The following is a 13,017-nucleotide window of genomic DNA, read 5'->3' on the forward strand; positions in this document are numbered from 1 at the left end:
AACAAGCTCATACCAACCTCATCAACAACGTTATGGCACAATCGAAACTAAAAAAGACCCTTACCGATACGTGGACGCTGCTGGTCGGGGCTTTTAACGGTTTTACCGACGACCGGGGCCTGAAACTCAGCGCAGCACTGGCCTATTATACGGTATTTTCACTGGCTCCGCTGCTGGTTTTGCTTATTTCCATAACCAGTATTTTCTTCGGTGAGGAAGCCATTAAGGGGCAGGTGTTTGGTCAGATTAATGGTCTGATCGGCAATCAGGCAGCCGCGCAGGTGCAGCAAATGATTAAAAGCGTGGAGTTGTCCGGAAAAACCAACACCGCCCTGATTACCAGTATTGCTACCCTGATCCTGGGTGCAACCAGTATCTTTGTCGAAATTCAGGATTCGATCAACATGATCTGGAGCATAAAACCCAAGCCCAAACGCGGTTGGCTTAAGATGCTGAAAGACCGGCTGTTATCATCGTCCCTCATTGTTAGCCTGGGTTTTTTGCTGATTGTTTCGCTGATCGTCAACGGTCTGGTGCTGGCCCTTAGCGATATGCTGATGCGGTTTTTACCGGATGTAGCCGTTATTTTTGCCCAGATTCTGAATCTCATCATCAGCTTCGGAGTCATTACGATCCTCTTCGGTGTCATCTTTAAAGTGCTACCCGACGCCAAAATTGCCTGGAAAGACATTCGATGGGGCGCCTTTTTTACCGCACTGCTTTTTATGCTCGGACGGTATTTGATCGGTCTGTACATCGAAACCACCAGCACGGCATCGGCTTATGGAGCGGCCGGTTCACTGATCGTCATTCTGGTCTGGATTTATTATACGGCGGCTATTCTGTACTTCGGAGCCGAATTTACCAAAGTATATGCCGAGCATTACGGCATCAAGATTGAGCCTGCTGAGTATGCCGTGTACGTCGAGCAGAAAGAACAGGAAAAAGACGTGGACGCCATTCCGCCCCAGAAAACCAAACCCGAAACCGTTAATTAACGGAATGTTCCGGCGTTATCCGGGTGAGGGGAAAGCCCTTATAATACAAAGCCCCGGCAGGAAGTCCTGCCGGGGCTTATTCGTTATAGCCAAAAAGAGTTTATTGCAAACCCTGATAACCGTATTCTTTCCGTAGAATCTCTTTCACCACCTCCTGTTCTTCGTCGCTCAGACCGTCGATGGTCAGCGTTTGGGCGTCATCGCTGGCCGAAACCTTCAGCCTTTCTTTGTGTGAAATCGGAAGCCGTTTGTCAATGACTTCGGAAGCGTCTTTGAGTAGGTTTTCTTGGGAGGCCATACGGTTATGCTTTTTTCTGTTCTTTTGCCCAGGTATCTTTCAAGGTCACGGTGCGGTTGAACACCAGTTTTTCGTCCGTCGAATCCGGGTCGATGCAGAAATACCCTTTGCGGATAAACTGGAAGCGGTCACCGGTTTTGGCGGCTTTTAAGGTTGGTTCTACGTACGCCCGCACGATTTCGAGCGAGTTCGGATTGATAAAACTTTTGAAATCGCCTTCTTCCGCCGACGGGTCTTCAACCGTCAGGAGCCGGTCGTATAACCGAACCTCGGCTTCGACGGCGTGGGCTACCGAAACCCAGTGAATGGTTCCTTTGACGTTGATACCCGACGTATCCGAACCGCTCCGGCTTTCGGGAATGTACGTACACCGCAGTTCAATGATCTCGCCCGCGTTGTCTTTGACTACTTCCTCGCACTTGATGATATAAGCGCCTTTGAGCCGGACCATGCCGCCGGGCGAAAGCCGGAAGTATTTCTTAGGCGGATTTTCCATGAAATCATCCCGCTCGATGTATACCTCCCGCGAGAACGGCACACTACGGTGGCCGCTGCTGGGGTCTTCGGGGTTGTTTTCGATGGAAACTTCGTCCACCTGCCCAACCGGATAGTTGGTCAGCACCACCCGGAGCGGTTTCTCGTCGACCACAGCCATGACCCGCGCCGTCGTTTTATTTAACTCCTCGCGGATGCAGAATTCGAGCAGCCCCACGTCAATCAGGTTATCGCGTTTGGCGATACCGATCCGGTCGGCAAAATCCCGGATACTGGCCGGGGTAAAGCCGCGCCGACGAATACCGGCAATGGTCGGCATTCGGGGGTCGTCCCAGCCGCGCACGTGTCCTTCGTTGACCAGTTGCAGCAGTTTCCGCTTGCTCATGACGGTATACGTCAGGTTCAACCGGGCAAATTCAATCTGGCGCGACGGGAATATTTCCAGTTGCTGGATGTACCAGTCGTACAAGGGCCGGTGTACCTCAAATTCCAGCGTACAGAGCGAATGTGTAATTTGCTCGATGGAATCCGATTGCCCGTGGGCAAAATCGTACATCGGGTAAATGCACCATTTATCGCCCGTGCGGTGGTGATGCGCGTGTTTGATGCGGTACATGATCGGATCGCGGAAGTGCATATTCGGGGCCGCCATGTCGATTTTGGCCCGCAACACTTTCGCACCATCGGGAAACTCACCGGCTTTCATGCGCCGGAAAAGATCCAGGTTTTCTTCCACCGACCGCGAACGGTAGGGGCTTTCCTTGCCGGGTTCGGTGGGTGTACCTTTCTGAGCCGCAATCTCTTCCGCCGTAGAATCGTCCACGTAGGCCAGTCCTTTCTGGATCAGCTTTTCGGCAAATTCGTACAGTTGATCGAAGTAATCGGATGCGTAAAATTCGTTTTCCCACTCAAAGCCCAGCCAGCGAACGTCGGCCTTGATGGATTCGACGTACTCGGTATCTTCCGTAACGGGGTTGGTGTCGTCGAAACGAAGATTGGTTTTGCCGCCGTACTTATCCGCCAGTCCAAAATTCAGGCAGATGGACTTGGCGTGTCCGATATGTAAATAGCCATTGGGTTCGGGTGGAAAGCGCGTATGGACGCGTCCGCCGTTTTTACCAGTGGCCAGATCTTCTTCAACGATTTGCTCAACAAAATTCAGCGATCGCTCCGCCGGAGCGGGCGTACGAATATCCGTATTGTTGGGTATTTCAGACATACCACATAACAGGTTATGAAGGCACGCATAAAGAAACGGCCTTCGATTAACGATGACAATAGCTAAAATGTCCTAATTACGACGGCTCATTTCATCCCGAATTTTGGCGGCTTTTTCGTATTCCTCCTTCTTCAGGGCTTCGTCCAGCGATTGCTGGAGTTCGTCGTAGGTCATGTCTTTCAGCTGCTCGGTGAGGGACCGTGACGAGCGGGACGCCGACTGGGGGACCAGTTCTTCCTGTTGTTCCTCGGCTTCGTCGGCAGCGCTGGCGGTGATGCCGGCTTCCGAAAGAATGGATTCGTAGGTGTAAATCTGGACGTTAAACCGGATGCCAATCGCGATGGCGTCGGACGGGCGGGCGTCGATCACTGTTTCGCGCGTGCCGTCGGTGCAAACGATCCGGGCAAAGAAAATTCCTTCCCGTAAATCGGAAATCACGATTTCGCGAACCGTAAAGCCAAATTTGTCGGCAAATGATTTGAAGAGATCGTGGGTCATCGGACGGTTGGGCACAATTTTTTCGATCTCGATGGCAATAGCCTGAGCTTCAAACATGCCGATGATGATCGGCAACCGTCGGTTGCCGTATTCTTCTCCCAATACCAGTGCAAACGAACCGGATTGCGATTGGCTGGGCGATAAGCCTAAGATTTCAAGTCTGATCTTCTCCACGACGCAAAGTTAATAGAGTTTGGGAGTTTACAGGGTTGGGGGATTAGGAGTTTTTTCATCAATAACTAAAAAAACAGCAAAACCGTTATCCTGTAAACTCCCAAATTACTCAAATTATAACGCCTGCACCGCTTTCGTCAGCCGGGGCAGCACATCAAACAGGTCGCCAACGATACCGTAATCCGCTGATTTGAAGAACGGAGCTTCAGGGTCTTTGTTGATAACGACGATGACTTTCGATGAGTTCACGCCCGCCAGGTGCTGAATGGCCCCCGAAATACCGCAGGCAATGTACAGATTGGGACTGATTTTGATCCCCGTCTGCCCGACGTGTTCGTGGTGGGGCCGCCAGTCGAGGTCCGAAACCGGTTTGGAGCAGGCCGTGGCCGCGTGCAGCGCTTTGGCCAGGTCTTCAACGATGCCCCAGTTTTCCGGTCCTTTGAGGCCCCGGCCTCCCGACACCACCACATCGGCTTCGGGCAGCAGAATGTCGCCGGTGGCTTTTTCGGTATGGGTTACCTTCACGGCAAAATCCACATCGTTCAAACCGGCGGTAAAAGCTTCCACCGGAGCGGTAGCCTCAGTTTCTTCGGGCGTAATCGTGTTTTTCTTGATGGTCAGAATTTTCGTTCCGGCCGTCAGTTCCGTAAAGGCAAACGCTTTGCCGGTGAAAATGCTGCGCTTTACCCGGAAACCGCTGCTCAAATCCGGCAGTTCGATGACGTTAGCCGCCAGACCGGCTTTCAGTTTTCCGGCCAGCCGGGCGGCCACCGCGTCGCCCAGCGACGACTTTGCCAGCACGATTACATCGGCCCCTTCCTGGCTGACGGCTGCGGCTACCACGCTGGCGTAGGCCATCGCGTTGCCGTCGTTCAGTTTGGCGTCGCTGGCGTGCAGCACTTTGGCTGCTCCAAATCGGCCGGCTTTGGTTAGTTCGTCGGTGCTGGCTTCGCCCAGTACAATGGCCGTGGCCGAGGTGCCGGTTTGTTCGGCTACTTTTGAGCCGTAGTATATTGCTTCGAGCGAAGATTTTTTCAACGCTCCTTCATCCAGTTCGGCAAAAATCAATACTGACATTTTTGTATCGGGTTTAATGAGTGGGAAAGAGGATTATTACACAGAGTTTATCAGAGATGATCAGGGTTTATCGGAGTTTCTCTGATAAACTTTGATGTCCTCTGATTAACCCTGTGTACTAACTCATTTTAAATCACCTTAGCTTCGGTTCGCAGGAGTTTGATGAGCGTTTCGGCTTCTTCCGCCGGAATCATTTTGCAGGCACCGCGGGCGGGCGGCAGTTCGTAGCTGGACACCTGCGTGAGCGTGTCGTTGCCCGTGGGTTCCACCACCTTGAGTGGTTTGGTGCGGGCGCTCATGATACCCCGCATATTGGGTATTTTCCACTCGGCAATCGGCTCCTGGCAGCCCAGCACCAGCGGCAGACTGGCTTCCAGGTCTTCGTGCCCCCCTTCAATTTCGCGGGTGATCTGGGCGGTCGTGCCTTCAATATTCAGCTTCATGACCGGCGAGATGGACGGCAGGCCCAGCAGTTCGCCCACAATACCGTGTACCTGTCCACCGTTGTAGTCGATCGACTCGCGGCCCATCAGAATGAGGTCGTAGTTATTTTCTTTAGCGATGGCGGCAATCTGCTCAGCGACAAAGTACGCGTCGGTGGGTTCGGCGTTGACCCGGATGGCGTCGTCGGCCCCCACGGCGAGGCATTTGCGGATGACGGGCTCGGCGTCGGCACCGCCCACGTTCAGAACCGTAACCGTACCGCCCAGTTGCTCCTTCAGGTCGACCGCCCGCGAAAGCGCGTAGTCGTCGTAGGGCCCGGTGATGAATTGCACCCCGGCTTTATTGAGTTTGGTATTGTTGTCGGTGAGCGTAATTTTGGTGATCGTGTCCGGAACACTGGTGACACACACTAAAATTTTCATATTGTTTATGGTTTAGATATAATATGGACAAAAATACAAACTTGCCGGAAATAAACGTATGCAAGCATACTACTTTTTGGTAATGAGCCATAATATATAGGTATAGAATTTTTTTCTAACGCTCTGAACAGCGAAAAAGCTACCCAGGACCATATCCCGAAAACCGCAGGCCAATGAACGAAAAACGAATTCAGCAACTCCTTGAGTTTATCGACGAACAACCGGACGACCCCTTCAATAGTTATGCACTGGCGATGGAATACCGCGACGAACAACCCGCCCAGGCCCTGCATTACCTGGCAAAACTTCTCGAACAGCATCCGGCCTATTTACCGACTTACTACCACGCGGCTGCGCTTTACGCCGAAACGGGCCACCGCGACCGGGCCGCCGAGGTCTACCAGCAGGGAATCGAACTCGCCCGAACCCAGAAAAACGAGAAAACCCTCCAGGAGTTAAACCGGGCGTATCGCATGTTTCAGGACGACGAAGACGACTGGTGAAACCGATCTGCTGACAGTAGACCCGGCCTGTTCTTTCCTTATTGACTTAAAACTTACCTGCTTTTTATGAAAAAATACGTCTTGCTGACGGTCTTTGGTTGTTTACTGGCCGTTAGTTCGTTTGGCCAGCGGTTCAGTAAATCGCTGAAAGATACGCCCGGAATGGTGTCGTACACCATGCGCAACGAATTTGCGAAAGATATTCCCGGCACGCTCGATAAAATCAAGTCGATGGGTATTACCAACATCGAGTTTTCTAGTCTGTTTGGTAAAACAGCCGCCAAAATTCGCGCCGAGCTTGACAAACGCGGGATGCGGTGTACAAGCCACGGGGTGAACTACGATGACCTGACGAAAAAAATGGATATGGTGGTCCAGAACGCCAAAACGCTGGGAGCCAAGTACGTGCGGCTGGCCTGGATTCCGCACGAGGGGAAATTTACGCTGGATAATGCCAAAAAAACCGTCAGTGATTTTAACCAGATTGGAAAACAACTGAAGGACAAAGGTTTGCAGTTTGTGTACCACAACCACGGTTTTGAGTTTGAACCCTACGGCGACGGTACCCTGTTCGATTACATCGTGCAGCAGACTAACCCGGATTATGTCGGTTTTGAAATGGACATTCTCTGGACTTATTTCCCCGGTCAGGACCCGGCCAAACTGCTGGCGAAATATCCGAAGCGCTTTAAACTGATGCACCTGAAAGACCTGAAAAAAGGCATTCAGGGCAATATGTCCGGGGGCACTCCGCCCGAGAATGACGTGGCGCTGGGAACCGGACAGATCAACTTGCCAGCGGTGCTGAAAGCCGCCCAAAAAACCGCTATTGAGCATTTTTACATCGAAGACGAAAGTCCGTCGGCGCAGCAGCAGGTGCCGCAAAGTCTGGCGTATCTAAAGAAAATCTAGGCGGAAGCTGAGACTTCTTAAACAATGGATTGGGGTAATCTGGTTACTTACGAGGAACTTCCTCATCGACCAGATTATCCCATTCTTTTTTATCACCTATCCGGCCTTTCGTTGATTCTGAAGGGTTCAGTCAACCGCTTGTTATCCTCATGACAAAATCACAGCTGCCGCAGGCTTACCGCCATCCCTATGAATTTGATCCCCAGTTTAAAAAATCGGTTGCTTATTTTTCGATGGAATTTGCCATCGATCAGGCGCTGAAAACGTATTCCGGCGGCCTGGGTTTTCTGGCTGGTTCGCACATGCGGAGCGCCTACGAACTGAAGCAGAATGTGATCGGTATCGGGATGTTGTGGAAGTACGGCTATTATGACCAGACGCGCAAAACCGATAACGCGATGGACGTTCAGTTTCGGGAGAAAATTTACAGCTTTCTGGAAGATACCGGCATCACCTTTACCATCGACGTTCACCACACGCCGGTCTGGGTGCGGGCCTATTACCTGAATCCGAAGCACTTTAATACCGTGCCGATGTTTTTCCTGACGACCGACATCGACGGCAACGACTGGCTGGCCCGGTCGATTACCATGCGGCTCTACGACAGCATCCAGTCGGCCAAAATTGCGCAGTGTATGGTGCTGGGTCTGGGCGGAGCCAGATTGCTGGATGAACTGGGCTACGAACCCGAGGTGTATCACCTGAACGAAGCCCACGCGGTGTCGGCGGCTTTTCATCTCTACCGGAAATGGAGTAGTGCCGACGAAGTACGTAAACGGATGGTGTTTACCACGCATACGCCCGAGGATGCCGGAAACGAAAAACACGACATCAACCAGCTGAACGTCATGAGTTTTTTCGGCGGGGTGCCGCTGGAAACCGTTCGGGAAATCACCGGCATTACCGACAACGTGTTCAACCATTCGCTGGCGGCTTTGCGCTTGAGTCGCCAGGCCAACGGCGTCTCTACGTTACACGGCGAGGTGTCGCGGCATTTGTGGGGCGGCTACCCCGATATTCCGGAAATCACGCACGTGACCAACGCCCAGAACCAACGCTACTGGACCGACCCTCAGTTGGAACAGGCCCTTCAGGCTGGCGATGGCAAGGCCGTGGCGGAACGCAAAAAAGTTCTGAAAGCCGCCCTGTTTAAGGTGGTGGCCGATCAGTGCGGCAAACTGTTTGACCCCAACGTGCTGACCATCATCTGGGCGCGTCGGTTTGCCGGCTACAAGCGCCCCGACCTGCTGGTACAGGATGCCGAACGGTTTGACCGATTGATGAACCAGACCGACTACCCAATCCAGTTTATCTGGGCCGGAAAACCGTATCCGTCCGACGAGGGAGCCACGCACATTTTTAACTCGCTGATTTACCGCAGTTACCTGCACCCGAACATGGCCGTGCTGACCGGGTACGAACTGGCGTTGTCCAAACTCCTGAAAGACGGTTCTGACCTGTGGCTGAATACGCCCGTCGTTACGCGGGAGGCTTCCGGTACGAGCGGCATGACGGCGGCCATGAACGCGGGCATCAACTTTTCAACCTACGACGGCTGGATTTGCGAGTTTGCCCAGCATGGTAAAAACGCGTTTATTGTGCCGGTTGCTCCACCCAATCTGTCGTCCGGCGAGCGTGACGATCAGGACCGTAACCACTTTTTCGACCAGCTCGAACAGGAGATTCTGCCGATGTATTACGACCGGCCCGACGACTGGAACCAGTTGACGTTACGGAGTATGCAGGACGTTAACGCGTTTTTCGGTTCGAACCGGATGGCTGCCGAATACTACGAAAAGGTATATTAAGCCAGCGGCAGGGGCGGGGTGTAGGCGTGGTAAACGTTGGTCAAACCGCCCAGCCGGGCGCGGCCCTGACGGTCGTAACGCAGTTGATCCAGACCGAGCATGGCGATGTCATCCAGCGTAACACGCCGTTTGTCCGGTTTAAGCGTGCCGCCAAACTGACCGGGTTCTGCCGATGGGTTCCATTGGTACTGCGGATCGACGAGCGTACCGCGCGGGTACATGATGCCCGGTTGTCCTTTGCCGATCAGGTTGAGGTCCCGCGGGTGGCCGTCGGGCGTACCGGGAACCAGGCCCCAGCCGTGGCCCATTTCGTGAGCTTCGGTGGTCGAACCGTCGAAGGCTACGTTATCGATCCGCAGAAAGCCGGTGTTGCTGTTGCGACCATCCATGTATGAAATGCCGCCTAACGGGTTGTCCGTGGCCGTTTCGATGCGGAAAAAGATTTTTTTGTAGTCACGATTTCGGCTCAGCAGGGGCCGGGGATCTTCGATGAACTGGCCGCTGATGTGAAATTGAATCAGGTAATCGGTGTCGTCCAGCGATAGAATGATTTCCGGCCCGTTCCAGACCCGTTCGATGTTGTGAGCAATCCGGTCGGCCAGTTCCTCGGTGGCTACCGATCCATATAAATAAACCTGCGTAAGAACCGTGATGGTCTGCTCGGCTTCGTTTTTGAAAACATTGAAGTTTTCCAACTGGTCCGGAAAGGGGCGTGCGGGCATCGAACGTTTTTAGTAAAGATAAGGAGTTTTTACAGCCGGGCCACCAGTTCCCGGAACAAAGCCGTTAGCTGGGGTTCAGCCCGGGCGGCAGCGGCCAGAATCTTCGGCAGGCTGGCTTTTTCGAGCGTTTCCGGAATGCACAAATCCGTCACCACCGAGCAGGCAAAAACCTGAAGGCCCATCTGGTGGGCCACCATGACCTCCGGCACCGTCGACATGCCTACCACATCGGCGCCCCACTGGCGCAGCATCCGGTATTCGGCTTTCGTCTCCAGTTGCGGACCCGTAACGCCCACATAAACGCCTTTCTGAACCGGAAAACCGAGTTCTCTGGCGATGGCCTCCGCTTCCTGAATCAGTTTCGGATGATACGGTTCGCTCATGTCGGGAAAGCGGTCACCGAAGGCCGGAAGGTGCGGGCCGGTCAGCGGATTCTGGGTCAGCAGCAGGCTGATGTGGTCTTCAATAAGCATCAAATCACTGACCTGAAAACCGGGGTTGAGCCCTCCGGCTGCGTTGGAAATCAGCAGGGTTTGGACGCCCAGCCACTTCATCACCCGCACCGGAAACGTTACCTGCGGCATTGAATAGCCTTCGTAAAAGTGAAACCGCCCCTGCATGACCATCACCGGTTTTCCCGCCAGCGTACCCAGCAGAAGCTTCCCCGAATGCGATTCGACCGTCGATAGGGGAAAGTTCGGAATGGTTTCGTACGGTATTTCTACGTCCGTTTTAATTTCCCGGGCGAGTGCGCCGAGTCCCGTTCCAAGAATGATGCCGACGGTGGGTGCGGGCGTGTTGAATGACCGAATAAAATCGGCGGCTTTTTGAATTTGATCAATAGTCATTACGTGGAAAATAAGCGTATCGTGATCGAAAGGCAGGAAACCGGTTAAGAATCTACGGGGGCGGTTATCGGCAAAACCGTGCTGGCTTTATAACCCGATATGTTTACCGGCCACAAACCCCGTGGTCCAGGCATTCTGGAAATTGAAACCGCCCGTAATACCGTCTACATCCAGCACTTCCCCGGCAAAAAATAAACCCGGTTGCGTTAGACTTTCCAGTGTCTCTGATTTGACGGCAGTGGTCGCCAAACCGCCACACGTGACAAATTCATCCTTAAAGGTACTCTTGCCCGAAACCGCATAGGTGCTGTTGGTCAGCAGGTTGATCAGCCGGTTTTGGGCTTTGCCCGCTAATTCGGCCCAACGGTCGGTGGGGGTAATACCGGCTTCGGTCGCCAGGGCGGTCCACAGGCGGTTGGGTAAACCAAACAGGGCCTGGGAAGCGACCTGCTTTTTGGGGTGTTGCTGGCGAAACGCCTGAATCTGTTCCCGAATCTGATTTTCGTTCAGGGCCGCCAGCCAGTTGATCCGGATTTCGTGGCGGTATTCCAACTGGGCCAGGTCGCGGGCGGCCCAGGCCGACAGCCGCAACACCGCCGGACCGCTAAAACCCCAGTGCGTGATCAGCACGGGACCGCGCTGTTCCTGCTTCGTTCCGACAAGGCGCACGATGGCATCCGGAACTGCAACCCCCGCCAGAGCCAGCAGCGGGTTGCCGGGCGTGTTGAACGTAAACAGGGACGGCACCGGCGAAACAAGCGCCGTATGGGAGTTCGACGAGTTTTCGAGGTCCGGAATCCAGCCGTACGAAGCCGCCTGCGGATACCCCCCAACGGCCACCAGCACCCGGTCGGCCAGCAGCGTTTCGTCCGAAAGGAGGTCGATTTGCCACTTCCCATCCCGTTGCGTCAGGGATTTCACTCCGCAGGAGGTCCGAATCTGAACGCCCAGCCGACGCGCTTCCTGCAATAAACACGTAATGATCGTTTCAGACGAATCGGTAACCGGAAACATTCGGCCATCGGCTTCGGTTTTCAGACGGACACCCCGGCTTTCGAACCAGCGGACGGTTGAGGCCGCGTCGAACTGCTTCAGGAGCGGCCGCAGAAACGTTTCGCCCCGCGGATAGTTCTTGATCAGTTTCCGGTTGTCGAAACAGTCGTGCGTGACGTTGCAGCGCCCTCCGCCCGAAATCCGGACTTTGTTCAGGACGGTTTTGTTTTTTTCGAGCAGTGTAATGTCGGCGTCCGGAAAGGTTTCGGCGGCCGTAATGGCCCCAAAAAAACCGGCGGCTCCTCCGCCGATGACGATAATTTTGAATGACGGCATAGAGAGCCGGGTGTTAATGCGTAAAAAACAACGAAATTAATACAGAATCGGGTGTCGCCAACAAAGAGGACTTATCATCTGTTGATTGTATTCGTAACTTAGCCCCATGTTTTTTCGTTCGTCTTTTCGTTCCCGGCGCTATTATCGGCGCGGATTCCGGATGCGTAGCAATACGCTGGTGCTCTTGTTTATTTTTTTTCTGATTGGGTTGTTTCTCCACTACGGCGGTCGGACAGAACCGGTGGTGGCCTTCTGGAATGACATAAAAAGCCTGATTGGGCTGAAGGCCGACCGGCGGGAAATCTCGTCGCGAAACCCGTACAAAGCGCCCGAACCCAGCCCGGTTGTGGAGTCGGACCATACCGATACCGAGGCTTCGGACGACCGGTCGATGCTGGAAAAAGCCCGTTCCGGAAGTAAAACGACCCGGAAAGCGCCAAGAGCCAGCAGCCGCAAAAAGCTGTTCGATTTTGAAAAAGCCGTTGACTTTACCCTGCCCGCGTTTCAGGGGGCCGATGCCATTATTCGGCACGACGGGTACACCTTGCGGTACCGCGAAGAATATGAGCAGGCCGACTGGGTGGCGTATCCTTTGCTGGAAGACGAGATTCTGGGCGATGCCGACCGGAAAAACGAGCAGTTTCAGCCCGACCCGATGGTTACAACCGGCTCGGCCCTGGCGTCGGATTACACCCGTTCCGGCTACGACCGGGGGCACCTGGCTCCGGCGGGCGATTTCAAATTTTCGAAGCAGATGATGCGGCAGACGTTTTACATGAGCAACATCAGTCCGCAGGCGCCGGACTTTAACCGCGGCATCTGGCGGCAGCTCGAAGAACAGGTGCGGGTCTGGGCCCTGCGCGACAAAGGACTTTACGTGGTTACCGGGCCGGTATTGCGTCCGGGACTGCCGACCATCGGCAAAAAAAATCAGGTGGCCGTTCCGGAATATTATTACAAAGTGCTTCTGTACTGCAACAATCCGGATATTCGGATGATTGCGTTTCTACTCAAAAATGAAGGTTCCGAACGGTCGCTGAAGCAGTTTGTGGTGCCGGTTGATGAGGTAGAGCGCCGTACCGGGATTGACTTCTTTCCCAAGATTCCCGACCAGCTCGAACAGCAACTCGAAAGCGCCCGGCCCGCTAGGATGATTGCCGACTGGTTTCGTTTATGATTGCAGTTGAACGTCCTAAATTATCACTTCAACGTGTGTTTCCTGCACTTTGGACCCTTTACGGTTTCGGTCGGCGGAAAAGTTGGATTACTT

Annotated in this window: 13 protein-coding genes; 5 read left to right on the forward strand and 8 right to left on the reverse strand. The window is 53.8% G+C overall.

Annotated elements, in window-relative coordinates; all coding sequences use genetic code 11:
* Positions 1–32: 32 nt before the first annotated feature.
* A complete protein-coding gene (locus LX87_RS24870) occupies positions 33–998 on the forward strand; it encodes a YihY/virulence factor BrkB family protein (protein ID WP_111630998.1) in 966 nt (321 codons plus the stop codon).
* A 100-nt stretch (positions 999–1,098) separates the two neighbouring features.
* Here the strand turns inward: LX87_RS24870 and LX87_RS24875 are convergent, their stop codons facing one another.
* The 5 genes from LX87_RS24875 to LX87_RS24895 all read right to left on the reverse strand — a co-directional run bounded on the left by LX87_RS24875 (position 1,099) and on the right by LX87_RS24895 (position 5,625).
* On the reverse strand, positions 1,099–1,296 hold the full coding sequence (locus LX87_RS24875; RefSeq protein WP_111630999.1) for a hypothetical protein: 198 nt from the start codon (positions 1,294–1,296) through the stop codon (positions 1,099–1,101).
* Between the two features lie 4 nt (positions 1,297–1,300).
* Positions 1,301–3,010 (reverse strand): glutamine--tRNA ligase/YqeY domain fusion protein, encoded by a 1,710-nt coding sequence (locus LX87_RS24880; RefSeq protein WP_111631000.1) that lies wholly within the window; start codon positions 3,008–3,010, stop codon positions 1,301–1,303.
* Between the two features lie 72 nt (positions 3,011–3,082).
* Positions 3,083–3,682: a bifunctional nuclease family protein gene (locus tag LX87_RS24885; RefSeq protein ID WP_111631001.1), complete on the reverse strand. Its 600-nt coding sequence runs from the start codon at positions 3,680–3,682 to the stop codon at positions 3,083–3,085.
* 114 nt (positions 3,683–3,796) lie between these two features.
* A complete protein-coding gene (locus tag LX87_RS24890; protein WP_111631002.1) occupies positions 3,797–4,759 on the reverse strand; it encodes an electron transfer flavoprotein subunit alpha/FixB family protein in 963 nt (320 codons plus the stop codon).
* A gap of 128 nt (positions 4,760–4,887) precedes the next feature.
* Positions 4,888–5,625, reverse strand: coding sequence for an electron transfer flavoprotein subunit beta/FixA family protein (locus LX87_RS24895; protein ID WP_111631003.1), 738 nt, complete (start codon positions 5,623–5,625; stop codon positions 4,888–4,890).
* 173 nt (positions 5,626–5,798) lie between these two features.
* On the opposite strand from LX87_RS24895, the gene LX87_RS24900 reads away from it, so the two are divergent.
* The 3 genes from LX87_RS24900 (at position 5,799) to glgP (ending at position 8,848) form a co-directional block, all read left to right on the forward strand.
* A complete protein-coding gene (locus LX87_RS24900) occupies positions 5,799–6,128 on the forward strand; it encodes a tetratricopeptide repeat protein (RefSeq protein ID WP_111631004.1) in 330 nt (109 codons plus the stop codon).
* Positions 6,129–6,194: 66 nt separating this feature from the next.
* On the forward strand, positions 6,195–7,040 hold the full coding sequence (locus LX87_RS24905) for a sugar phosphate isomerase/epimerase family protein (RefSeq protein ID WP_111631005.1): 846 nt from the start codon (positions 6,195–6,197) through the stop codon (positions 7,038–7,040).
* Between the two features lie 149 nt (positions 7,041–7,189).
* Positions 7,190–8,848 carry an alpha-glucan family phosphorylase gene (glgP, locus tag LX87_RS24910; protein ID WP_111631006.1) on the forward strand — a complete coding sequence of 553 codons (1,659 nt, stop codon included), beginning with the start codon at positions 7,190–7,192 and terminating at the stop codon, positions 8,846–8,848.
* Here glgP and LX87_RS24915 read toward each other — a convergent pair.
* The 3 genes from LX87_RS24915 to LX87_RS24925 all read right to left on the reverse strand — a co-directional run bounded on the left by LX87_RS24915 (position 8,845) and on the right by LX87_RS24925 (position 11,747).
* Positions 8,845–9,570: a peptidase M10 gene (locus tag LX87_RS24915; protein WP_111631007.1), complete on the reverse strand. Its 726-nt coding sequence runs from the start codon at positions 9,568–9,570 to the stop codon at positions 8,845–8,847. The two genes, glgP and LX87_RS24915, sit on opposite strands and share 4 nt — an antisense overlap.
* A gap of 29 nt (positions 9,571–9,599) precedes the next feature.
* Entirely contained in the window at positions 9,600–10,418 is an 819-nt protein-coding gene (locus LX87_RS24920) for a purine-nucleoside phosphorylase (protein WP_111631008.1), read from the reverse strand.
* An 87-nt stretch (positions 10,419–10,505) separates the two neighbouring features.
* Positions 10,506–11,747, reverse strand: a complete 1,242-nt coding sequence (locus LX87_RS24925) for a BaiN/RdsA family NAD(P)/FAD-dependent oxidoreductase (RefSeq protein ID WP_111631009.1) — start codon at positions 11,745–11,747, stop codon at positions 10,506–10,508.
* A 106-nt stretch (positions 11,748–11,853) separates the two neighbouring features.
* Between LX87_RS24925 and LX87_RS24930 the strand changes: the two genes are divergently transcribed.
* Positions 11,854–12,924, forward strand: coding sequence for a DNA/RNA non-specific endonuclease (locus LX87_RS24930; RefSeq protein ID WP_111631010.1), 1,071 nt, complete (start codon positions 11,854–11,856; stop codon positions 12,922–12,924).
* Positions 12,925–13,017: the final 93 nt, after the last annotated feature.

The organism is Larkinella arboricola, assembly GCF_003259745.1.
Classification (GTDB): domain Bacteria; phylum Bacteroidota; class Bacteroidia; order Cytophagales; family Spirosomataceae; genus Larkinella; species Larkinella arboricola.

Bases quoted from the DNA above. Each gene is read 5' to 3' on its own strand.
- LX87_RS24900 (WP_111631004.1), top strand. From the start codon at position 5,799: ATGAACGAAAAACGAATTCAGCAACTCCTTGAGTTTATCGACGAACAA.
- LX87_RS24915 (WP_111631007.1), bottom strand. From the start codon at position 9,570: ATGCCCGCACGCCCCTTTCCGGACCAGTTGGAAAACTTCAATGTTTTC.
- LX87_RS24925 (WP_111631009.1), bottom strand. From the start codon at position 11,747: ATGCCGTCATTCAAAATTATCGTCATCGGCGGAGGAGCCGCCGGTTTT.
- LX87_RS24890 (WP_111631002.1), bottom strand. From the start codon at position 4,759: ATGTCAGTATTGATTTTTGCCGAACTGGATGAAGGAGCGTTGAAAAAA.
- LX87_RS24930 (WP_111631010.1), top strand. From the start codon at position 11,854: ATGTTTTTTCGTTCGTCTTTTCGTTCCCGGCGCTATTATCGGCGCGGA.
- LX87_RS24905 (WP_111631005.1), top strand. From the start codon at position 6,195: ATGAAAAAATACGTCTTGCTGACGGTCTTTGGTTGTTTACTGGCCGTT.
- glgP (WP_111631006.1), top strand. From the start codon at position 7,190: ATGACAAAATCACAGCTGCCGCAGGCTTACCGCCATCCCTATGAATTT.
- LX87_RS24880 (WP_111631000.1), bottom strand. From the start codon at position 3,010: ATGTCTGAAATACCCAACAATACGGATATTCGTACGCCCGCTCCGGCG.
- LX87_RS24870 (WP_111630998.1), top strand. From the start codon at position 33: ATGGCACAATCGAAACTAAAAAAGACCCTTACCGATACGTGGACGCTG.
- LX87_RS24895 (WP_111631003.1), bottom strand. From the start codon at position 5,625: ATGAAAATTTTAGTGTGTGTCACCAGTGTTCCGGACACGATCACCAAA.
- LX87_RS24920 (WP_111631008.1), bottom strand. From the start codon at position 10,418: ATGACTATTGATCAAATTCAAAAAGCCGCCGATTTTATTCGGTCATTC.
- LX87_RS24875 (WP_111630999.1), bottom strand. From the start codon at position 1,296: ATGGCCTCCCAAGAAAACCTACTCAAAGACGCTTCCGAAGTCATTGAC.